The following is a 21,448-nucleotide window of genomic DNA, read 5'->3' on the forward strand; positions in this document are numbered from 1 at the left end:
AAATTTTCAGGATATACCGTAATGATATTTTATTCATAAATGACCAATCTGTCAAGTTCAATAGAATTGTTTTGATCTCTGATTCTTTTTTTAATATTTTGAGAAATATTTCTTGTATCCATTTTAATTTCATTTCCTTTTGGATCAACAATTTTTATCCTGGCACCGGTTGATTTTATGGGAGCGGATGGATCTGTATAATAGTCTAGTTGAAGTTTTTTTAAATTATCCCAGGTTATTTCTCTGCCTTTTTTCAGGATGAAGAGACTGGTATTGCTCGAATTTCTGGTGCTGATCAGATTAAAATCATATTCTGCTTTTTCATCAGAAATTTTCACGATCAAGCCTGGAAGCCCGTGAAAAATATAAGGTCCTTCCTGAATAGGAATATGGGATGTGAACCAGGCGGTCCAGTTTCTTCCACCGTAACGCACTGTTGCCTTCTGAGTATCGTATTCGCCTATTTTTTGTTTTTCGGAAACAATATTCCATTCCAGCGGTTCAGAAATTGTGATAAAATAATCTTCTTTAATAAAAGGTGTCGTGATACTTTTTATAATATGATTACGGATAAGATTTTTCTGAATATAAATCTGGTCAGAGTAAATCACACTCTGTCCGGTTCCGAATCCTGTTCTCTGTTTCAGGGAGTCAGATCTCCTTTCCTGTTCAGATCTGAATACAGATTCTTTCCCTAAAACATCTAAAATAAATATTTTGTTAGTTAGGCCGTTTTCTGTAAAATCCGGTTTATACCTAAGTTCATAGACAAAAGATAAATTTTGAGACATCAGTATATTTGATAACATCAACAGGAGGGTTAGAATAATTTTTTTCATGTTAAATATATTAGTATAAAGGAGATGAAAACACCTCCTTTATGGTTTACATACATTTCATACAGGTAGAAGTAATGATGCCCTGACCGTTGGTGAGTGCAAAAAATCCACAGGACAAACCGAACCTCTCACACACCCCATCACCAATTCCGCATGAATCTCCACAATTCCCGGTTTCAAAACTTGGATTTGCCGGTCCGGACCCTTTTACATTTTTAAGTTCATTCCGGCTCAATTTTTTTAAACTTTTCATAGTTACACATTTTTGATTAATAATTATTTGGGATTGCAATCTGATACAATAGTACAGGATTTAAATCATTAATAATTAAGGGAATCCGTAAGTGGTGCTCATTTGTTTTCACAATCATCGGATGCTCTTGATGAGATAGATCAATAGAATATACATCTGAATAATTCAGAAGAAAGGACATGGATATTATTACAGTACTTTTGATGATTACTGTAATATTTTTTTGTTTTTATCCATTTATGCAAACGAAAACTCCCTGAAAAATCAAGGGAGTTTTACTGTGAAAATGATATATCTAAAAAACTGTAACCTAATTAATTCCCCAGTTCAAGCTGGTTTTTAACAAGACTGTAATAGTCTGCTTTTCTGTTTACTAGATCCTGATGATTTCCTTTCTCAACCACCGATCCGTTTTTCAGAACAATGATCTGATCAGCATTTTTCACGGTGCTTAAACGGTGTGCTACGATAATAACCGTTTTGCCTTTAAAAAATTCCTGTAAATTATCATGAATGATCTTCTCGTTTTCGGCATCCAGAGCAGAAGTAGCTTCATCAAACAAAATGAAATGAGGGTTTTTATAGACGGCTCTTGCGATAAGCACCCGCTGTTTCTGGCCTCCCGAAATTCCGTTTCCTGCAGCACCGATCTTGGTATTATAGCCTAAAGGAAGATTATCGATAAAAGATGAAATATTGGCTACCCTTACGGCATTTTCCATTTTCCGGGTATTGATTTCCACTTCGCTGGTCGCAATATTTCTTTCTATGGTGTCGGAGAAAATAAATCCGTCCTGCATCACTACGCCGTAGTTTTCGCGAATACTTTTCGGTGATAAGGTAAGAATATCATCCTCATTGTAATGAATCGATCCGTAAGTCGGATCATAAAACTTTAATAATAATTTCATCAAAGTTGTTTTACCGCTTCCGCTGGCTCCGACGATGGCGGTAACTTTACCTTCCGGAATAAACAGGTTGACATCTTTTAAAACAAACTGTGATTTCGGGCCTTCGTATTGGAAAGAAACATTATTTAAGGTGATGCCTCTCTCTTCTTCATTTTGTATCGTGGTATTGTCCACGGCAAGAGCTTTCATTCCTTCTTTTTCCTCTTCTTCATGGTTCTGAACTTCATTCAGCCTGGAAAGGCTTAATTTGGCATCCTGTAAGGAACGGAAAAACGAGATCATCTGATTAACAGGAGAGTTCAGCTGTCCGATGATGTAGGAGATCGCCAATAATTCTCCGATCGTCATGGTTCCTTTTACCACCTGTAGGGCGGCAAAGAAAGTTACCAGTATGTTTTTTACCTGATTCAGGAATTCAAATCCCGAAAACTGGTATTGGTCAACCCGTAAGATGCGGAGGGTAGTTTTGAAAAGTTTGTTCTGAATACCTTCCCATTCCTGTCTTTTATAGTCTTCAAACTGGTTGAGTTTCATTTCTGAAACCCCGTTCAGAATTTCATATACACTTTCCTGGCTTTCTCCTTTCTCCCTAAAACGGTAATAATCCAGGATTTCTCTCTTCTTAAGCCAGTATTGCGCCCAGCCTAATGATAACGCCGTTAAAGCTGAATAAATTAATACGATAGCAACATTATAATACCAGAGAACTCCGAAAAATACAAGAAAGGTGATCATGGAGAAGAAGGTCATCAGACTCTGGGAGGTCAGGAAATCTTCTATTCTTTCATTATCCTGGATTCTCTGGGTGAAATCTCCTTTCATTTTGGTGTCGAAGAAACCCATCGGAAGGAGCAGCATTTTTTTAAGAAAATCTGAAATGATGGAGATGCTTATCCTTGTTCCGATATACAGCATCAGCCAGTTTCTTAAAATTTCTATGGTGATACTTCCCAAATACAGAACAATCTGGGAAATAAGGATAACGGTGATGATGTTTATATCCTTTGTATTTACTCCTTTATCAATAAGATTCTGAGTAAGAAAAGGAAAAACAAGGCTCAGGCAACTTCCAATTAAAAGCATTCCTGAAAGGAAAAGAAATTTCTTTTTATGTTCTTTAAAATACTTTAAGGCAAAAGAAAGGCTTATTTTTTCTTCTTCGGGAAAAGTCTGCTGGTAGAAACTGTTGGTAGGGCTTACAAAAAGAGCTACTCCGTTTTCTCCGTCAGAAAGCCAGCTTTTCAGGAAATCTTTTTCGCTCATCCAGATCATTCCATGGCTGGGATCGGCTATTTTATATCTTTTTTTGCCAGAGATCAGGCTTTTCTTTACATCGAGCAGCACGACAAAGTGGTTTTTGTTCCAGTGAAGGATGCAGGGTAAGCTGCCGTTTTCATCCAACGTAGCCAGTGTCAGTTTGGCAGGATAGGTCTCAAAACCGATCTCTTCGCACAGTTCGCTGATGCTTAGTAAGCTAACGCCTTCTCTTGAAAGATTGGCATTTTCTTTTAAAAAATGGAGCGGAATATTCTGACCGAAGTAAGAAGCCACCATGGCGATACATGCAGGGCCGCAGTCCATCTGATCGTGTTGAGGGATAAATTTTAGCTTCATGATACGAGATATTTTCTTTTGCCGATTTTCATTTTGTAATACTTTTCCACAATACCGTAAATAATCAGTTCGTGCATTCTGTGTCTGGATCTGATCAGCCGGTTAATGTGCATATGGATGAAACTGCTGACTAATCTTTCCTTTTGTTCCGTTTTCAGATTATCTATTTCTCTGCAGTTTTCTGTAATGGAAGTTGCAAAGTCCGAGAAATAAGAACCGCTATTTTCTGTTTCTACGATCTCCGTAATGATATTCAGGTTATTCCGGTATTTCAGGTCGAGCTGCTTTTTAAGATTGCTGTCCACATTAAATTCTTTTTGGAACCCGGTGTACAGCTTACTGATGATTTCGTATCTCTTATCCAGATCAAGATTAAAAACAGTAAAATACGTGTCAATACTTTTAATAGCATACAGCCAGAGATCGTCATTATTCTGAATGTTTTTCAATAGGTCAGTAGATAATAGGCTGTCATAGTGGAAGATATGCTCTGCTACATTGATGAATTCACCTTCATATCTTTCATACTCCCTGTCATACGTTCCTATTTCTACTTTGTTCACGATACCTTCACCGATGTATCTGTCAAAATAATCGTTGAAAGCGGTAATGATTTTAGCAGTATTAGTGGAGTCGCCATCGTTGATTTCCATTCTTAGCCTGATGTGATTATCCGGGTCGTTGTATCTGATATAAAACCATTTTTTGATGAGCTCCTCTGCACTCAGCTGGGGTAAAAGGCCGGGGAAAACATCCTGGAGTATTTTATCAGAAAATTTAGTTCCGCAATAGATTTTGTAATACAGCCACTTGTTTCCGGGAATAAATTTATTGTCAGATGCATTTACATGTAAAACATGTCCGTCCAGTGCTGTTTTTAAAGGTTTATAATTTCTGTTGATCATCGGGATGATAATTTCATTGTTGAATTCATCCGTATTGAGGTCATAGAGACATTCTGTTAACGTTACCATTTCCTTGGATCTCAGCTCATCAACCAGAAACAGTAATAAGTTTTCATTTTCAGAATCGATCAGCAATTTATTATCCCCCTGAGAAATAAAGAAATAGCGGCCTGTCTTTTTATCTGACAGATGCTGTTTCAGTGTTTTAAGGCTTTCTGCATTATTTTTAACTTTAATTCCTGCGACTTCATTCTGATATATTCTCCATAGCGCCGGTGTGAAAATAATATCGCTTCCGAAAGTAATGCGGGGAATATGGTCGTACATTAAGTAATTGGTATCTCCAATATTCAGAATGAGGGATGCTGAAATATCCTGATTCTGCAGGTCACACAGGAACTGATACACGGGAAGGGAATTATAATCAAAATTATGCGCTGTAGAATGAAAGATTTTGACTTCCTTATTCAGTTCCTTATGGAATAAAACCACTCGGCCATCCATCATTTTAATATAAAGATCCGTCAGGTTAATCGTGTTTTCTGAAGCCGAAGCCTTGGTAAGATAGGATAACTGATTTCCCCTCTTCACCTGTCGCAGCAGGATATTTCCCACTCTGTTGTCCGGTAGATGCAGTAATTCTGCGTAGATGAAATGGTCATCACTTTGTTCTTCATGGATAATTCTGTTCATCGGCGCCACGACAGATTCATCTTCATTGGAAAATCTGGCAATAAGATTCGCAGCGCTGGTGCCTCCTACCGTATTTACCGCAATTTTATCCGACACTTTTTCTATCATCACGGATAAAGATTTGGAAAGGTTGATTTCTTCGGAACCTTTAATGCTGTTGAGGTCGTACTGACTTAAGTCGATCTCAGTTTCGCTGTTTCCAATCGCTTTATTAATCGCTCTTCTCCAGAACTCATGAATCTTTTTATTGTAAGTGATTGTGAAAGAATCCTGATCAATATCTGGCCAGCTCAGGGTATCCAGCAGAGAGGAAAAATCATTTTCGCTGTTTTGTTCCTGGATATATCCGATTCCGCTTTCATTATCCAATACCTCCACCAAAGGAACCAGACTTTCTTCATACCGTGAATAAAATGCAGTTTTAAATTTTTCAAGATTTTCATTTACGATCTCATTTTCCTTGTCATAAAAGCAGGTAAGCGCATTGACTGCTTTCTTAATTTTCACAAGATCATCTTTTGAAACCGGTGAAAAGTCAAGGTTTCTCTTCAGGGATGAATTAATCAGATGCTTGCGGTCATATAGAACGGCAAACTGATTGGCAAGGGTGAAAAGATCATCATAATAGTCCTGGGGCTGTCCTACACCGGAATTTAATATCTTCAGAAGGCCGTCCATTTCAATGAGGATCTTCAGATATTCTTCCAGATCAGCATGAAAATCCTTCTTCGAATGAAGGTAGACAATGATCTGGTGTAAAGGTGAATGTTCATTGAGGCAGATATCAAAAGTACTCTTAAAGAACTGTGCCTCAATAAGACTGAAAATGTAATATCTTGCATCTTCTTCAGAAACACCTTCAACGTTTTCTGCGACCAGAGCTACCAGATCTTTGAAAGAGTAATGGTTTCCGGCAGTGGTATTAACCAGGAAGTCCAGAAGTTCATCTTTTTCCAATGAGCTTAAAGTATAGATTCTTTTCTCGTTCTGTATCGTTGTTTCAATATAGCGGTAATAGTCACCTAATTTGTAAACCGAATCATTAAGCGCATATTCGTGAACTTCCGGAAAATCTCTGTTAATTAATGCGATCACCTGAAAAAGAAAAGATAAATCCAGGGTCGTATAGCGACTGATAGAATTCATATTTTCTATTTCTATACCCTTATTTTCTGAGTTTAATTCGAACGCCGAATGAGACGCAAATGTTCCGAAGGGAGTAGATCTCGTGGTAATTCTGATGTAATATTTCAGAATGGAATTATTGATTTTACTTCTCTTTACCGCAGATAAAGACGGATCGTCCTGGCACAATCTTGCCCACTCGTTATACAACTCGTAAGATGCCAGAAAAATAGATTCTCTGAAGATGCTGTCATTCCATAATTCCAGAACGAAATGATCAAGATCCGTGGTACTTTTGGGAATATCTTTAAATTGTTTAAATGAGTAAAGGGCGTTCCTCATAAAACCAATATTGATGTTATCTAATTGCGTTTTCATGTTGAATAGATTGCAGGTTAAAGAAGTTGCTTATCGTCTCGGCATTGGCTGTTTTTCTATCACTGTCTCCTTCTGTATCGTACAGAATAAATTCATCGATTGCAAGCTTTTCATCAAGCGTTTCCAGCAATTCAAAAAGCTGCTCAAAACCGAGGTCAAGAATTTTAAAGGATTCCGATTCCTGCACGGCATCGGATTTTACGATATGGTTTTCCGAGAGATTGATAGCCAATGCCAGGGAAACTTGAGGAACAAAGCCGTTTTTCTCTGAAAATGAATCCTTGTATCTGGTAATTTCCTCTTTTTTACCTTCAAGATCCTGCAGGAACCTGCCGTTGTTGTGAAATGAGGATACACAGTAGTTAGCATGCAGATTAACCGCATCATCTACATTATTTAGAGAAGAGGACAGGTACCAGAGTTCAGGAATGAGTCCGCCGTACGGAGGGATCAGGATCCCCTGTTTCTCATTTTTTTCGGTTTCCGAATACAGGAGATTATGGATCTCTTCTGCATTTTCTTTAAAAACATTTCCGATTCCTTTTTCCAGCATATCCGGATTTAAAAGGTTCTTGGTGTGCTCGCTTTCGGGAACTCCTTTGGATAATCCAAGATCGATTCTTCCGCTGAATATATTGTTGATTAATTTATAGTTGGTCACTACGGCATAAGGAGAGTAGCTCGGAACAGAAGTTCCTGCAGAGCCTACTCTGATTTTTTCTGTCATTCCGGCGATCATGGCGATCAGAATATCCGGATTGGAGAAGGCGAGATTTCTGATGTCGGAGTAATGGTGCTCCGCCAGCCAGAATCTGCTGTATCCCAGTCTCTCTGCATGAAGGGCATAATCCACTACGTCGTTAAGAGCAGTGATTGAGTCTTTGCCGCTTCTGTATCCCAGTTCTAGTAATCCTATGCTATTTGTTTTCATGTTACAGTAAAAATTTTAGATATTTCGTTTTTTCAATAGTATCATTAAGAGCGATTAAAGCTCCGGTTTTTCCGAAAATTAAAGAGCTGTCAGGCTCCGTGAAGGGCAGATCTGTTTCCTTTTCCAGAATTTCCCGGGATTTTTTGAGCCAAAAGTCTTTGGCCTCCTTATACTCCGGACGAGGATCTTTCCTGTAAATTTCATCGTAGAGCTTTACAATTCCTGAAGTTCCGTGGCAGTACTGGATAAATTCCACTCCGGTGTTGGCCATCATTTTTCGTTTTGTGGTTTCCAGACCAATTTCGCGGGCCAGTATGCGGTATTTTTCTTCCTGTAGGATTTCTCCGGTTTTGTAGAGCAGGTACGAGAAGGAGAGATCGCTGTTGCACCAGCAAAGCCGGTTGTTATGGTAAGGTTTCAGCTGCTCCGGGGTTCCTTTGTAATTATAGGGTTTATATATTCTGGCATTTTCTATTTCATGAATATCAAAATTAGAAATAATGAAATTCATGCATCGGTCAATAATATATTTTGCTTTTTCCGTCATTACAGGAAGCGATAAAAGATTATTAACAATGGATAGATAGCCGTAATTGAATCCTAAGTTAATCCCATCTGCATAACTGTCGTTAAGTTTGTTTTCAAATGGAATGGGTTTGGAAATGCATTCATGATAAAGAATGTCTACAATTCCGCTGCTGTATTTTTCATTTTTAACGGTATTGAAATAATATAGGTTTCCGATGGGTCCGTCAAAAAAAGTAAAATTGTCTTCCTGCAGCATTTTTACAGATTGTTCGAAAATCAGTTCTTCGATTTCCTGAATCTGATCATCAAAATCATCATCTGTTAATCCGTCTTTTTTTAATAAATCCAGGATGATGGCTAAGCCTGTCATTCCTTTGGATAGAGTAGGGAGTGCATACACATTGCCTTCTTTCCCGGTGTTGCAGTTTTCGAAAACTTCTTCCAGGATTTCGCCCACTTTATGTAAATAGGCTTCGTTTTTATTTGCGTGATAATTGGCTAAAAAATAAAGAAGCAATCCCAGCTTTCCGAACAGCAGTCCGTCGTCGGGTAATGCTCTATAATCGAAATCAAGAATCTTCCGGTCGTATTCTTTAACGATATCAGCAATATTTTTAGAGCGTAAAGTTTCCATTATAGATCATAATTATAGAATGAAACATAGTCGTGACCGGTACTGATCACATCGGTCATCAAGGTAACTCCTATTCCGGCGATGCCCTGCCCGAAGGCCATATTGATGCTGTCGTATTCACTGTTGTAATATGCTTTGAATCCTGCCCAGCCTGAATTTTCATTTTTTTTGAACTGAAGAAGGTGTTGGTGCCAGTAGTTTTTAGCATTCAGAAAATCTTTATGATCCGTCAGGTGATACAGTTTTTTATAAAGTGCAGATAATCCTGCTGAGCCATAGATAAGTCCTGCTTCCAGGATGGCTTCGCGATCAGCATCTTTAAATTTGGTTGTGTTTAGTAAGATGTGTAATCCTCTGTCACAATAGTCCTGATGATGTAGGAGAAGTCCGGCATTGTAAAAGGTATAGCCGATTCCTATTTCTCCGTAAGCCAGGTTGTGATAATCGATATAAACATCTTCAAATGCGTTGAATGGGAAAAGATTTATGTTTTCAGAATCGTGTTCTTTGCAGCTCCAGATAAATGATAACCCTTCATGAATAAGCCTTATAGAATCATCACTGTAGACATTGTTTTTGTAAAGGAATAAAAGGTAGTTGATCACTCCTGTTACACCATGTCCCAAACCAAGCTCTACATAAGGATCTTCAGGGTTTCTCAGGTTAAATATCCAGTAACTTCCATTTTCATGGGATTGTGCAAGTTCTATGACTTTATCAAGCGTTTTATACAGCAAATGTCTTTTAGCATCAAGGTTTCTCAATACGAAATATTTGGCAAAGCTCGGAAAACCGCTGGTAAGGTCAAGATCACCTTTCCCTGTTTTCTGAATCAGTATTTCTTCCAGTATATCATCTATATTTTCCAGTAGAGAATCGGTATCGCTGTCTAAAATTCCCTGCTGTCTAAGGAAAATGATATATAATCCCAGCTCTCTAATTTCATCGTTGAAATGAAGACTTTTATAATCCTCCGTTAAAACAGATAAAGATTTCTCGATATAATGGGTTACCCGTTCTAATGATTCAGACTCCTGGGTCATTAGATAATGATAATAGTAAAACATAGAGGCACTTAGAATCCCGTTGTTAAGACCTATGCTCGTGAGCTTAGCTTCTTTTGTACGGATGCATTCTTCTATTTCTGAGATGATTTGTCTTTCTTTTTGCATGATCTGAGAGCTGTGAGATTATATAAAAGGTTAAAAAGAGGGAGGGAACTTTAAGATCTCCCTCTTTTTATAGGGAAGGATTACTTCGCCACTTTTGTCTGAACTACTGTGTTTCCACCGCAAGAACACTGTCCGCAAGACTGAGACGGGGCCTGTAGGCTGTTGGTACCACCTTTAAGGCTGTTCATCTGCTCTTCCTGCAGTTTGCTGATTTGCTCTTTGTTGATCTGTAATCCTTTGGTTAATTTGATTTTGTACATGATGTTTAATTTTAAATTGTTATATAAATATTTTCGAATTTTATAAGGAATAAATTATTTCGCCACTCTTGTCTGAACCACTGTGTTTCCACCGCAAGAACACTGTCCGCAAGACTGAGACGGGGCCTGCAGGCTGTTGGTACCTCCTTTAAGGCTGTTCATCTGCTCTTCCTGCAGTTTGCTGATTTGCTCTTTGTTGATCTGTAATCCTTTGGTTAATTTGATTTTGTACATGATGTTTAATTTTAGATTGTTATATAAATATTTTCGAATTTTATAAGGAATGGATTATTTCGCCACTCTTGTCTGAACCACAGTGTTTCCACCGCAAGAACACTGTCCGCAAGACTGAGCCGCCGCCTGTAGGCTGTTGGTACCTCCTTTAAGGCTGTTCATCTGCTCTTCCTGCAGTTTGCTGATTTGTTCTTTGTTGATCTGTAAACCTTTAGTTAATTTGATTTTGTGCATGATGTTAATTTTAAATTGTTTGTAATTATAGTAATGTGATTGGTTTAGAGGCCTGTTAAGCAATTCTTGTTTTTACTACTGTGTTTCCACCGCAAGAACACTGTCCGCAAGACTGAGCCGCCGCCTGTAGGCTGTTGGTTCCCCCTTTAAGGCTGTTCATCTGCTCTTCCTGCAGTTTGCTGATTTGTTCTTTGTTGATCTGTAAACCTTTGGTTAATTTGATTTTGTGCATGATGTTAATTTTAAATTGTTTGTAATTATTGTAATGTGATTGGTTTAGATGCCTGTTAAGCAATTCTTGTTTTTACCACAGTGTTTCCACCGCAAGAACACTGTCCGCAAGACTGAGCCGCCGCCTGTAGGCTGTTGGTTCCCCCTTTAAGGCTGGTCATCTGCTCTTCCTGCAGTTTGCTGATTTGTTCTTTGTTGATCTGTAAACCTTTGGTTAATTTGATTTTGTGCATGATGTTAATTTTTAAATTGTTTGTAAGTATATAATGTGATTGGTGTAGATGTCTGTTAAGCAATTCTTGTTTTTACCACTGTGTTTCCACCGCAAGAACACTGTCCGCAAGACTGAGCCGCCGCCTGTAGGCTGTTGGTTCCTCCTTTAAGGCTGTTCATCTGCTCTTCCTGCAGTTTGCTGATTTGCTCTTTGTTGATCTGTAAACCTTTGGTTAATTTGATTTTGTGCATGATGTTTAAATTTTAAAATGATTAGTTTCCGGTTATCTTTTCAAGTCTTAAAACCTTTATTGGACCTTACTTGCAAGTATATTTCTGTTTAGTTAACTCTGTTTCTTTCGTCTTCGTTTCCGAAGTTTCTGTCCTGTGCGGACTTCAGATTGTTGTTTCCGAACTTGTAGCTTAGAGAGATCCTGAAGCCTCTTGTGTCACCATAGCTTTTGAAGTCTGTCTTTACGCCATTGGATTCGTAACTGATTACCGGTCTTTGTCCATTCAATAAATCCTGTCCGGTCACCGTTAAGGTTAATTTTTTATCCAGCAGTAAAAATTTCATCGAAATATCCAGGATATTCATCGTTGAGATATGAAAGATCTGATAACGGCCCGGCAGCTGCAATCCGTAGTTAATGCTGAAAAATGTCGTTTTCGATTTGTTCAGGGTAAAATCATTGTTTGAATAGAAATAGGCATTATAGCCATCAATGGACCGGATAACATCTGTTTTGGATTTTACATTCTGATAATTGATATTAAATCCCGTAAAACTGTTCCACCAGGACCATTTATTAAAGTTGTAATAGGTGGACACACCGATCTGATAGGTATTTGCATAGTTCAGAGGAGTACTTCTCGTGATATTGGTATTGGGATCCAGGATGGCCAGCTCCTGACTGAAATCGGATACCTGCGAATAATAAACCGATGAGGCCCACTTCTGGTTTCTGACATAGGAAAATTCCAGGTTATCGATCACCGATGGTTTCAGAAAAGGGTTCCCTTCAGAATAATAATATGGGCTTGTACGGATCACAAAAGGATTCAGATATTCAAAGGTAGGTCTTCGGATCCTCCGGCTGTAGTTGAGGGAAAAAGAATTCTGATCATTTGGGTTATACGTCACATAAGCGGTGGGAAAAAGTTTAACATAATCGTTTTTATTCGTCTGGTTAAGATTCTGAGAATACCCCGTTGTCTGGGTAGCTTCCATTCTCAGTCCTGCCTGGGTTTCCCATTTTTCACCCAGTTTTTTATTTGCCGAAACGTATAATGCTTCATTATATTCTTTATAATTAAATACATTGGTCTGATCGGTGTTCAGCACGGGAACGCCCGTCTGTTGGTCAAATACGACCAGGTCATTATCCGTATTGGTATAGGTATATTTTCCACCGAAGCTCAGATTTGCCCATTTCAGCGGCATTTCTACATCTACTTTTCCGGAGTAGTTTTCTATGCGGTTTACATTGGTATTGGTTGCTGAGAAAAAGCTCAGCGGAATGATGTTTTTCTGATTGTCGAGTTCATTGCCTGCAAAGAAACTGTAATCCCTTTTTTTATAATTGAAATAATCAAAATCGGTTGTTATTTTTGTACCTGCAGTATCTATCTTAAAGGTATTGTACCAGTTTACAGAATTCATATCAGGCTTATTATTGGCCTCCACATCAGATGCGATATAGGAATTTACAGCGCCTGTTGTATTATTAATCCTTGTCGTCAGCGGACTGTTCGATGAGGTATCTTTTGTGAAACTTCCAAGATATTTAGCTCCGGTCGTCCAGGCTTCGCTGATTTTATAATCGATTCCAAATCCCAGGCCCAGGCTGCTTTCCTCAGACTTATTTTTTACATTCATTAACCAGAGTTCGTCAGGATAATAGATCTTGCTGTCGGAAGTGGTACGCAGTCTCTGGGAGTTGGTATTGGCAGAAACCTGTAATGACAGTTTGTTATAATTATAATTGAATATTCCCTGAAGGCCGCCTCCCGCATACGTTTTCTGTGTATAAGACCCTCCGATATTGGCATTCCATGAGTTGGCCTTAGCTTTTTTTAGTTTAATATTGATTAATCCGTTGTCCCCTTCCGCGTCGTATTTTGCCGGTGGGGTAGTGATCACCTCAATCGACTGGATATTGTCCGAAGGTATCGACCTTAATAAACCCGAAAGATCATCCTGCGACATTCTCTGGATCCTGTCATCGATCATCACCAGAACTTCCCCTTTTCCGACAATGGACACTTTTTCGTCCTGTACCCGGACCAACGGAGTGGTTTTTAAAGCATCCAGAGCGGTTCCTCCTGTTGCAGACACCGAGTTTTCCACATTAAACACCAGGCGGTCCACTTTTCTCTCTACGAGTTTTTTCTTTTTACTCAGGGTAACTTCCTGAATTTCTTTGTTGGTAGCAGGGGTGTCTTTGATCGTGTAATTTTCCTTGATATTGCCATCTATCGTGATCCTGTTCTCCAATACCTGATTTCCGTTCAAAAAGATCTTCAGGGTATACGCATCATTTTTGGGCAGGCTGATGGTAAAATTTCCATTTTCATCGGTAAGCGCGGAATAGTTGTTTTTATCTGCTGACAGCATCACTTCGGCATAGGGAATATTTTTCGCCTGTTCGTCAGATACTTTTCCCGAAATACTCTGAGCACTTAAGCTGATGCTCATTCCTATGAAGGATAATAGTGATATTAAGTATTTCTGTGTCATGTCTTTTATTTATTTCAAAAGTATCAGGTTGTGTTTTCTTTCTTGCTACACTGTTGGGTAGTCTTAGGCGATCTGCTGCAATACTACACTTTGGTGTAGGTCGCTCGCAGGTTTTGACATCAAATGGCAGTTTTTGTCAAGAAACCTTTTCAATCCGTTATAAGTCAGAAGAACAGCAATCGTTTCAGAGCCTAAATAATGAATCGGCTTGGCCAGAGTGATGGCTTCGATACCCATTAACTTCAAAACTTTTAAAAGCTTGGCATCACACTCCGCGATGGCAACAGAATTTTCATTTTGGCAAACTTCGTTAAGCGCATAAGCCATTAAAGTTTTGAAAACGCCGAACCCGGTTTTATCAATTCCTTTTTTGATGGCGAATCTTCCGATATGCCAGATATCGGTGCCTTTGTTTTTGATAATATCCTGAGGATTGATACTGAAAAGTTTTTCCAATGGCAGAACATCCGTACGATTCCATTTTAGCACCCTGATTGATCCATTAATTTTCTGATCGCTGTCGCGGGATACAAAAATTTTAGAATTATTAAAACTTTTTTCTTCCTGATAGATGTCATCTACTTCAGCCCTGAACTGCTCCGCGTCTGTGTCATTTTCGTGATGATTAAAATTCTCTGTAACAACGAATTCTGAGAGTTCGCGCAGGTCTTTATTACTTAAAGAACAAAAGTTAAAATATTCCATATTTTTATTATCTTTAGGTAAAATTATTTCACTGAATAGTAAATAATGCTACACTTTTGTGTAGATTTGTTAAAGTCTACACTATAGTGTAGTCACAGGAAAATCCTCTTTTTAAAACTAAGCCATGGAAGAAATAAATAAATTCTTTACAACAAAAAACAGTATCCAGAGTATCTCCGAGTCAGAAAGCAATCAGACCGCTGATTACTTAGAAGTCATTAAAGCTTTTTCGAGAATTACCTACATGAGTGTGTACGTGATCGATTACCAGAAACAGAACTTCGAATATGTATCCGACAATCCTCTGTTTTTGTGTGATCATACCCCTCAGGAAGTAGAAACCATGGGATATGCCTTTTATTTCAGACATGTGAAGAAAGAAGATCTGGAACTGCTCTTAAAGATCAATGAAGTAGGGTTCGATTTTTATGAGAATCTGCCTGTTGAAGATCGTAAACTATATACCATTTCTTACGATTTCCACTTGATTAACGAAAATAAGAATGCGGTCCTTATCAACCATAAGCTGACGCCGCTTTTCCTTTCCTCAGAAGGGAAAATCTGGAAAGCCATGTGTCTGGTATCCCTTTCACACAATCATCAGTCAGGAAACATTTCCATTGTAAAACAAGGAACCGATGAGATCTGGAACTATGACCTCAGTGAGAGTAAATGGATAAAAGATGAGAAAATTAAACTCTCCGAAAGAGAGGTCGAAATCCTGCGTCTGTATGCACAGGGGCTTACGATCAATGAGATCGCAGAAAAAATATTTGTGACAGGAGATACCGTCAAATTCCACAGAAGGAAACTGTTTGATAAAATGGGAGTCAACAATATTACGGAAGCAATGTCCTATGCTACCAGCTATAAATTGATATAATCTAACTCTTAATCCGAAATGGCATTGATGTAGAACTGCGGAAACGTTTTAAAAGGCTTTCCGGTAGCAATTTTAAACATCACATGCGTGCACATTCCCGCAACGATCCATGAAGCGATGGATAATTGCGGCGGGGGAAGATTCTGCTGTTCTGTTTTGTACTCATGGATGATGTTTTCGAGCCATTCATTCGGGCGTTCCCAGAACCGCAGGTATCCGGCGACATATTCGACCATTTTCAGCTCGTTGAAATTTTCATCCGTAAGGCTGTCCAGCGATAATCCTGTCGGCGTGATGACAGCAACCAGGCCTCCCCAGCCAAGATTGTAAGGATGTAAAATATGCAAGCCTTTTTCCTGGCATATCTTGTCAAAAACGATAGGGATATCACTCGTGAAATCGAGCGCATTAATGGCAATGCCATGCCCTTCAATGATGTCGTGCACATTCTCATGGGTGATAAACTCTTTCCGGAACTGAATATTTGCTCTAGGATTAATGTCTTTCAACCGGTTATAGAGAGTCTCTGCCTTAAACGTAGAGATATCTTTATGAGTATAATTCTGTCTGTTAAGGTTGGACTGTTCAATGGTGTCACCATCTACGATCGTAATATTTTCAAAACCAAAACGGAGGGCACATTCGGCAATATTGCTTCCGATACCGCTTCCGGCAAGTAATATCGGAATATTTTTTATCCTGTTCTGTTCTTCTTCGTGTACATAAAGTCTGTTTCGGGTGTATTGTGCTTCCATAACTGATGCTTTGATACAAATGTAGGGGGATGTGACATGATACAAGCTACACTCTAGTGTAGTTAACATCTTCTGGTTTTCTTTTTTCTTGATTATTTGATGTATAAAGGGTAAATTCAATAAAAATAAATCACAATACAGTGTTTTATAAAGAGTGTTTTACCTTTATTTAAAAAATTTCAGAAGTAATTCCAACCTTTTTGCTCCGGATGACATCTTTAATAGTAATGAGACTCATAAAACAAAAAGAGAATACAATGAAAAACTTATATATTGCATTTCTATTGGTGCTTCCCATATTATATTGGGCACAGATCCCGGTTATCGAAACACCGGACAGAAAAGGAGGGTTTGATAAGAATACACAGGTTGTACTGCAGAAACTCAGTATTGAAACAAAAATCACGGGCGGAATTTCGACCAATATCATCACCATGGTATTTAGAAATAAGTCAAGCCGGCTGATGGAAGGCCGACTTACTTTTCCGCTTCCGGAAGGAGTCAATGTCAGTGGCTATGCGCTGGATATCAACGGAAAGCTCAGAAATGCGGTTCCTGTAGAAAAAGAAAAGGCAAAAGAGGTTTTTGAAACCATCGAAAAAAGAAAGGTAGACCCGGGTATTCTTGAAAAAGTGGAAGGAAATAATTTCAGAACAAGAATTTATCCGATCAACGCCAACGGGGGAGAAAGAACGGTTCAGATTACTTACCATTATGAATTAAAAAAGACGGGAAATGATTTTCAGTACTTTTTGCCATTGAATTATCCGGAAACAATTCCCGACTTTACCATAAAGACAAGCATTTTTCAAAATGCAGTATCGCCGCAGCTGGAAGAAAAACCCGACGGAAGTTTCAATTTCACGAAAAACGGAAACGTCTGGGTTGCAGAAACCCATAAAACCAATTACAGACCGTCTCACAATCTTAAAATAAATGTACCTCAGAATGACAGCAATCCAGGCATATTAATGCAGAAAGCATCAGACCGGTCTTCTTATTTTCTTGCTGATTTGGGAGCCGAAGCAAAGGAAAGAGCAAAAAATCCGGCCAACAGAATAGCTATTGTCTGGGATAATTCCTTAAGCGGATCCAAACGTGATCACAAAAAGGAATTTGAATTGTTGAATGAATATTTTAAAACAAATAAAAGCCCTGTTGTCAACGTATATTTCATTAACAACAGCTTTGATGAAGGCAAAAAATTCAGGATCAGCAGAGGAGACTGGACCGAACTTAAGACCTACCTTTCCCAGGCAACATATGACGGAGGTACGGATTTCGGGCAGTTAAAACCCCTCAGGGAAGACGAAATTTTGTTTTTTACAGATGGTCTTTCGTCTTTCGGAGAGCTGAATCTAGTATGGAAAAATCCGGTGTACACTGTGGCAGCTTCCAATAATGCCAATTTTAATCAGTTAAAATTTATCAGCAGTAAAACGGGAGGTGAATTTCTGAACATTAATGAAAATCTACCCTCCAAAGAGGTTAAGAAACTGCTTTATGAACCTTTAAAGTTCTTAGGAGTAGAAAAGGATGCTGCTGTTTCAGAAGTATACCCGTCACTTCCGCAGGCGGTTTCAGATCATTTCCTTCTAACGGGTATTTTAAAAGGAAATCAGGCCACAATAAAAGTGTTATTCGGGTATGGAAATGAAGTGACAGAATCTAAAATAATCCATCTGAATGCAGACAGTCAGACTATTACAGATTGGGAAATATCGCAATTCTGGGCTCAGAAAAAATTGAACGAACTGGAAATTTTTGAAAAGAAAAACAAGGCAGATATCAAAAATCTAAGCAGACAATTTGGCTTGGTAAGCAATAATATGAGCCTGATGGTGCTGGAGAATATCACGGATTATGTCCGGTATGAAATCACTCCTCCTGCTGAATTACGCCAGGAATATGACAGGATCGTAAAAAATAATCAGCAGTTCAAAGATCAGCGGGTAAGTGACCTGATGCAGAGAGCCGAAAGCATTACCGCAAATCTTAAAGCATGGTGGAATACAGATTTTGAGCAGAGAGAAAAAATATACCCCAAGCCGTCAGGCAGGCAGTCTCAGACAGATACAACGGAGCGTGAAAGAAGAATTGAAGAGGTGGTCATGCTAGGGTATTCTGCAAAAAGAGCTCCCAATTCGATAGCTACGGTGAGCAGTTCAATCGTCGCAGAATCGGCAGTAGCAGACAGAATCTCAAGTTTAAAGGGTTCCGTTTCCGGTGTTAATGTGTCAGTAAGAGGAATGAGCTCACTGGGCGATAAGAGAAAAGAGATTCAGGAAAGTGTAATCAGTAAAGGAAAAATCAGCACGTTTGATGTGAAATCCGATGCGGAATACATGAAGCTCTTTGAAGGCTATAAAAAACCGGCCGAAATTTACCAGACGTACCTTAATAACAGGCTTGATTATCAGGAAACCCCGCAATATTATTTTGATGTTGCCCAGCTTCTTTTCAAAATGAATGATAAAAAGTCAGGATTAAAGGTATTAAGTTCTATTGCAGATCTGGATATTGAAAATGAAGAGTTGTATAAATTATTGGGTTACCGGCTAAAGCAGGAGGATATTTTTGATAAAGAGCTTTGGATCAGTCAGAAAGTGTTGGAGTGGAGGCCTTTTGATCCTCAGAGTTACAGAGATTATGCGTTGGCCCTGGAAGATAACGGAAGATACCAGGAGGCTCTGGATAACTTATATAAAATTCTGAATCAGACGTATACCCGTGAAATGGCTGCCCGTGATTACGGAATTGAAGAGACCATCATCATGGAGATCAATGAACTGATCAGCAGGCACAGTGACAGGCTTAGCGTAAAAAATATCAATCCTAAAATTATTGCCGATCTGCCCGTAAATATACGCGTGGTTCTGAACTGGAACAAAGACGATACCGACATCGATCTCTGGGTGACGGATCCTAATCAGGAAAGATGTATGTATTCTCATCAATCGACTCAGATCGGAGGAAGAATAAGCAACGATTTTACCGGGGGCTTTGGCCCGGAGCAGTTTTTACTGAAAAAAGCAGTCAAAGGGAAATATCAGATTCAGACAAATTTCTTTGGAGAAAGGCAGATCAATATCGCAGGACCTACCGCGATTATGGCTGAAGTTTATATCAACTATGCCACCGGAAAGCAGGAGCGAAAAATCGTTGTCTTTCAGAATCAGAAAGATCCCGGAGGCAACAGAAACGGTATTTTAATAGGAGAATTCGAGTTTTAATATTAATAGGTTAGGTAGAAACACAAATTAGTTCGTGCGCCCGCAGAAATGCGGGCGCTTTTTATGGAAAGTAGTGCATCGGGAAATAAATTTTGTATCTTCTATCACAGAATAATACAAAAATGATAAAATGTATCGCCGTACTTTCCTTTTCTGTCCTGACAGCCAATTTGAGTGCCCAGAAGGTATTTTCCACCCGATATTCAAGCCAGGCAGAGGTAAAAGTTTTTGTGACGGAGTATGAAAGCCAGGCAGATCTGAAAGTCTATAAAGTAACGTATGACAGCCAGGCCGGAAACAACAATGGAAAATGGTTTTTCACCCAGTATGAAAGTCAGGCGGCGAAAAAAATATATTTTACCGACTACGAAAGCCAGGCAGATTTAAAAATATTTTTTGTAAAATACGACAGTCAGGCAGGGTGGAGGAATAAAGACAAACAACACCTGATGTATTAAAAAGTTCAACAGTTAAGTTTTCAAAAGCGGCTTGCTGAATATAATTTCACAAGTATTTCCGGCGGGCCGTCGCAGACGGCCCGCCGGAAATACCAAGAGCACAGGCAAATGCAGGAGATATTGTACAGCCTTATTATATTCCAATGCACTACAGACTTTTAAAATTATATATTAACAGGAAGATTTTATGTAACCTTAACAAGTTAATGATAGTCAGGATCTTAAAATAATGTTAAATTAGAAGGATTAAAGAGCATTTTTTATGCGCACCCGAAAATTATTTTTACTTTTGATGAAATAACAAATTGAGAAAAATGATGTTTAAAACTAAATTTTCTTTGCTGGGATTAATGAGTGCAATCGGTTGCATTGGGGTGAACTTTTTACAGGCACAACAATCAATTGAGCTCACCAATCCACTTGATTTTCCAAGAAATGAGGTGCTTTCCCTTTCTGTAAACGATTTGAAATCAGTTTTAAAGAAAACAAGAGAAGCAGATCTAAGAATTAAAGACGAAAATAATAAATTTATTCCAATTCAGTGGATTGATTATGATAATGATGGAAAAAGTGATGAATTGCTTTTTCTGGCCAACATGGATGCGAAGAAATCGGTCATCTATAAATTAGTGGCCGACTCAAAATCGGTCATCCCTCAGCCAAAAGTTACCACTTACTCCAGACTGGTTCCGGAGAGAGTGGATGACTATGCCTGGGAAAATGATAAGGTAGCTTTCAGAGTATATGGTCCGAAAGGTCAGAAGGAAGCCGAACAGGGCGTTAAAGGAAGTACACTTTCCAGTGGCGTGGATATCTGGTTTAAAAAAACAGATCAGCCGGTGATTAATAAATGGTATAAAGGATACCTTACCGATCCGATGTATTATCATAAAGATACAAGGGGAGAAGGGTACGATCCGTATCATGTAGGGGACAGCCGCGGAACAGGAGGAATCGGAATCTGGGTCAATGAAAAGCTGCAGGTTTCAAAGAATTTTATCAGCTCAAGAACGATTGCAGAAGGTCCGTTAAGGACTGTCTTCGAACTGACCTACTTTCCGTGGAGTGATTATAAAGTACAGGAAACAAAAAGAATATCCCTGGACATCGGATCCAATTTTTCCAGATTCGAATCTGATTTCATATCCCAGAATCCCGTTCCGAATTATACCATCGGAATCAGTTTACATAAAAACGAAGGGCTTACCAAATTAAATGACAGAAAGGGATTTTATCTGCATTGGGAAAAGATAGATGATGCTTTTGTAGGAGAAGGCATTGTCGTCAATCCGAACATCGTCCAGAAATCTGTAGCGCACAGAACTGAAACCCCCGATCAGAGCAATCTGTTAGTGGTGACAAAACCTCAGAAAAAACTGATCTATTATGCAGGATTTGCATGGCAGAAAAGCGGACAGGTTCAGACGCAGGCAGATTGGGAGAAGATCCTGGACAGGCAATCGCAGATCGTAGCTAATCCCATAGCTGTTAAGTTTATTAAAGATGTAAAATGATACAC

The 21,448-nt window shown here is 38.8% G+C and carries 20 protein-coding genes; 4 read left to right on the forward strand and 16 right to left on the reverse strand.

The features are described from left to right. Positions 1 to 29: 29 nt before the first annotated feature. The 15 genes from ODZ84_RS18100 to ODZ84_RS18170 form a co-directional block, all read right to left on the reverse strand. A complete protein-coding gene (locus ODZ84_RS18100) occupies positions 30 to 839 on the reverse strand; it encodes a GLPGLI family protein (RefSeq protein ID WP_266173783.1) in 810 nt (269 codons plus the stop codon). 46 nt (positions 840 to 885) lie between these two features. Continuing rightward, complete coding sequence (locus tag ODZ84_RS18105; protein WP_266173784.1) at positions 886 to 1,092, reverse strand: bacteriocin-like protein; 207 nt, start codon at positions 1,090 to 1,092, stop codon at positions 886 to 888. A 314-nt stretch (positions 1,093 to 1,406) separates the two neighbouring features. Then, a complete protein-coding gene (locus ODZ84_RS18110) occupies positions 1,407 to 3,617 on the reverse strand; it encodes a peptidase domain-containing ABC transporter (protein WP_266173785.1) in 2,211 nt (736 codons plus the stop codon). Continuing rightward, positions 3,614 to 6,718: a lantibiotic dehydratase gene (locus ODZ84_RS18115; protein WP_266173786.1), complete on the reverse strand. Its 3,105-nt coding sequence runs from the start codon at positions 6,716 to 6,718 to the stop codon at positions 3,614 to 3,616. Before ODZ84_RS18115 ends, ODZ84_RS18110 begins: the two co-directional genes overlap by 4 nt. Beyond that, the gene (locus ODZ84_RS18120) at positions 6,699 to 7,649 is read right to left on the reverse strand and encodes an LLM class flavin-dependent oxidoreductase (RefSeq protein WP_266173787.1); all 951 of its coding nucleotides are present in this window, start codon (positions 7,647 to 7,649) and stop codon (positions 6,699 to 6,701) included. Before ODZ84_RS18120 ends, ODZ84_RS18115 begins: the two co-directional genes overlap by 20 nt. A 1-nt stretch (position 7,650) precedes the next feature. Continuing rightward, positions 7,651 to 8,811 (reverse strand): lanthionine synthetase LanC family protein, encoded by a 1,161-nt coding sequence (locus ODZ84_RS18125; RefSeq protein ID WP_266173788.1) that lies wholly within the window; start codon positions 8,809 to 8,811, stop codon positions 7,651 to 7,653. Then, positions 8,811 to 9,983, reverse strand: a complete 1,173-nt coding sequence (locus ODZ84_RS18130) for a lanthionine synthetase LanC family protein (RefSeq protein ID WP_266173789.1) — start codon at positions 9,981 to 9,983, stop codon at positions 8,811 to 8,813. The genes ODZ84_RS18125 and ODZ84_RS18130 overlap by 1 nt, the downstream gene beginning before the upstream one ends. Before the next feature lie 80 nt (positions 9,984 to 10,063). Continuing rightward, positions 10,064 to 10,243, reverse strand: a complete 180-nt coding sequence (locus ODZ84_RS18135) for a class I lanthipeptide (protein ID WP_266173790.1) — start codon at positions 10,241 to 10,243, stop codon at positions 10,064 to 10,066. A gap of 54 nt (positions 10,244 to 10,297) precedes the next feature. Then, positions 10,298 to 10,477 carry a class I lanthipeptide gene (locus tag ODZ84_RS18140; RefSeq protein WP_266173791.1) on the reverse strand — a complete coding sequence of 60 codons (180 nt, stop codon included), beginning with the start codon at positions 10,475 to 10,477 and terminating at the stop codon, positions 10,298 to 10,300. A gap of 54 nt (positions 10,478 to 10,531) precedes the next feature. Next, positions 10,532 to 10,711, reverse strand: a complete 180-nt coding sequence (locus tag ODZ84_RS18145) for a class I lanthipeptide (RefSeq protein WP_266173792.1) — start codon at positions 10,709 to 10,711, stop codon at positions 10,532 to 10,534. A 55-nt stretch (positions 10,712 to 10,766) separates the two neighbouring features. Beyond that, a complete protein-coding gene (locus ODZ84_RS18150; protein ID WP_266173793.1) occupies positions 10,767 to 10,943 on the reverse strand; it encodes a class I lanthipeptide in 177 nt (58 codons plus the stop codon). Between the two features lie 55 nt (positions 10,944 to 10,998). Then, complete coding sequence (locus ODZ84_RS18155; protein ID WP_266173794.1) at positions 10,999 to 11,175, reverse strand: class I lanthipeptide; 177 nt, start codon at positions 11,173 to 11,175, stop codon at positions 10,999 to 11,001. Positions 11,176 to 11,230: 55 nt separating this feature from the next. Continuing rightward, entirely contained in the window at positions 11,231 to 11,407 is a 177-nt protein-coding gene (locus ODZ84_RS18160; protein WP_266173793.1) for a class I lanthipeptide, read from the reverse strand. Positions 11,408 to 11,495: 88 nt separating this feature from the next. Then, positions 11,496 to 13,895, reverse strand: coding sequence for a TonB-dependent receptor domain-containing protein (locus tag ODZ84_RS18165; protein ID WP_266173795.1), 2,400 nt, complete (start codon positions 13,893 to 13,895; stop codon positions 11,496 to 11,498). A 63-nt stretch (positions 13,896 to 13,958) separates the two neighbouring features. Then, positions 13,959 to 14,600 (reverse strand): hypothetical protein, encoded by a 642-nt coding sequence (locus tag ODZ84_RS18170; RefSeq protein ID WP_266173796.1) that lies wholly within the window; start codon positions 14,598 to 14,600, stop codon positions 13,959 to 13,961. A 124-nt stretch (positions 14,601 to 14,724) separates the two neighbouring features. Here ODZ84_RS18170 and ODZ84_RS18175 point away from each other — a divergent pair, with 124 nt between their 5' ends. After that, positions 14,725 to 15,483, forward strand: a complete 759-nt coding sequence (locus ODZ84_RS18175) for a response regulator transcription factor (protein WP_266173797.1) — start codon at positions 14,725 to 14,727, stop codon at positions 15,481 to 15,483. 8 nt (positions 15,484 to 15,491) lie between these two features. On the opposite strand, the gene ODZ84_RS18180 is transcribed toward ODZ84_RS18175, so the two are convergent. After that, positions 15,492 to 16,238, reverse strand: a complete 747-nt coding sequence (locus ODZ84_RS18180; RefSeq protein ID WP_266173798.1) for a ThiF family adenylyltransferase — start codon at positions 16,236 to 16,238, stop codon at positions 15,492 to 15,494. A 257-nt stretch (positions 16,239 to 16,495) separates the two neighbouring features. Between ODZ84_RS18180 and ODZ84_RS18185 the strand changes: the two genes are divergently transcribed. The 3 genes from ODZ84_RS18185 (at position 16,496) to ODZ84_RS18195 (ending at position 21,443) form a co-directional block, all read left to right on the forward strand. Beyond that, positions 16,496 to 19,471 carry a VIT domain-containing protein gene (locus ODZ84_RS18185; RefSeq protein WP_266173799.1) on the forward strand — a complete coding sequence of 992 codons (2,976 nt, stop codon included), beginning with the start codon at positions 16,496 to 16,498 and terminating at the stop codon, positions 19,469 to 19,471. Positions 19,472 to 19,593: 122 nt separating this feature from the next. Continuing rightward, on the forward strand, positions 19,594 to 19,929 hold the full coding sequence (locus ODZ84_RS18190; protein ID WP_266173800.1) for a DUF6150 family protein: 336 nt from the start codon (positions 19,594 to 19,596) through the stop codon (positions 19,927 to 19,929). 314 nt (positions 19,930 to 20,243) lie between these two features. Continuing rightward, positions 20,244 to 21,443 (forward strand): DUF4861 family protein, encoded by a 1,200-nt coding sequence (locus tag ODZ84_RS18195; protein WP_266173801.1) that lies wholly within the window; start codon positions 20,244 to 20,246, stop codon positions 21,441 to 21,443. The last annotated feature ends 5 nt before the right edge of the window (positions 21,444 to 21,448 follow it).

It is taken from the genome of Chryseobacterium fluminis, assembly GCF_026314945.1.
Taxonomy (GTDB): Bacteria; Bacteroidota; Bacteroidia; order Flavobacteriales; family Weeksellaceae; genus Chryseobacterium; species Chryseobacterium fluminis.

Excerpts from the sequence above, each read along its gene's own strand:
- ODZ84_RS18100 (WP_266173783.1), bottom strand. The coding sequence starts at position 839 with ATGAAAAAAATTATTCTAACCCTCCTGTTGATGTTATCAAATATACTG.
- ODZ84_RS18105 (WP_266173784.1), bottom strand. The coding sequence starts at position 1,092 with ATGAAAAGTTTAAAAAAATTGAGCCGGAATGAACTTAAAAATGTAAAA.
- ODZ84_RS18110 (WP_266173785.1), bottom strand. The coding sequence starts at position 3,617 with ATGAAGCTAAAATTTATCCCTCAACACGATCAGATGGACTGCGGCCCT.
- ODZ84_RS18115 (WP_266173786.1), bottom strand. The coding sequence starts at position 6,718 with ATGAAAACGCAATTAGATAACATCAATATTGGTTTTATGAGGAACGCC.
- ODZ84_RS18120 (WP_266173787.1), bottom strand. The coding sequence starts at position 7,649 with ATGAAAACAAATAGCATAGGATTACTAGAACTGGGATACAGAAGCGGC.
- ODZ84_RS18125 (WP_266173788.1), bottom strand. The coding sequence starts at position 8,811 with ATGGAAACTTTACGCTCTAAAAATATTGCTGATATCGTTAAAGAATAC.
- ODZ84_RS18130 (WP_266173789.1), bottom strand. The coding sequence starts at position 9,983 with ATGCAAAAAGAAAGACAAATCATCTCAGAAATAGAAGAATGCATCCGT.
- ODZ84_RS18135 (WP_266173790.1), bottom strand. The coding sequence starts at position 10,243 with ATGTACAAAATCAAATTAACCAAAGGATTACAGATCAACAAAGAGCAA.
- ODZ84_RS18140 (WP_266173791.1), bottom strand. The coding sequence starts at position 10,477 with ATGTACAAAATCAAATTAACCAAAGGATTACAGATCAACAAAGAGCAA.
- ODZ84_RS18145 (WP_266173792.1), bottom strand. The coding sequence starts at position 10,711 with ATGCACAAAATCAAATTAACTAAAGGTTTACAGATCAACAAAGAACAA.
- ODZ84_RS18150 (WP_266173793.1), bottom strand. The coding sequence starts at position 10,943 with ATGCACAAAATCAAATTAACCAAAGGTTTACAGATCAACAAAGAACAA.
- ODZ84_RS18155 (WP_266173794.1), bottom strand. The coding sequence starts at position 11,175 with ATGCACAAAATCAAATTAACCAAAGGTTTACAGATCAACAAAGAACAA.
- ODZ84_RS18160 (WP_266173793.1), bottom strand. The coding sequence starts at position 11,407 with ATGCACAAAATCAAATTAACCAAAGGTTTACAGATCAACAAAGAGCAA.
- ODZ84_RS18165 (WP_266173795.1), bottom strand. The coding sequence starts at position 13,895 with ATGACACAGAAATACTTAATATCACTATTATCCTTCATAGGAATGAGC.
- ODZ84_RS18170 (WP_266173796.1), bottom strand. The coding sequence starts at position 14,600 with ATGGAATATTTTAACTTTTGTTCTTTAAGTAATAAAGACCTGCGCGAA.
- ODZ84_RS18175 (WP_266173797.1), top strand. The coding sequence starts at position 14,725 with ATGGAAGAAATAAATAAATTCTTTACAACAAAAAACAGTATCCAGAGT.
- ODZ84_RS18180 (WP_266173798.1), bottom strand. The coding sequence starts at position 16,238 with ATGGAAGCACAATACACCCGAAACAGACTTTATGTACACGAAGAAGAA.
- ODZ84_RS18185 (WP_266173799.1), top strand. The coding sequence starts at position 16,496 with ATGAAAAACTTATATATTGCATTTCTATTGGTGCTTCCCATATTATAT.
- ODZ84_RS18190 (WP_266173800.1), top strand. The coding sequence starts at position 19,594 with ATGATAAAATGTATCGCCGTACTTTCCTTTTCTGTCCTGACAGCCAAT.
- ODZ84_RS18195 (WP_266173801.1), top strand. The coding sequence starts at position 20,244 with ATGATGTTTAAAACTAAATTTTCTTTGCTGGGATTAATGAGTGCAATC.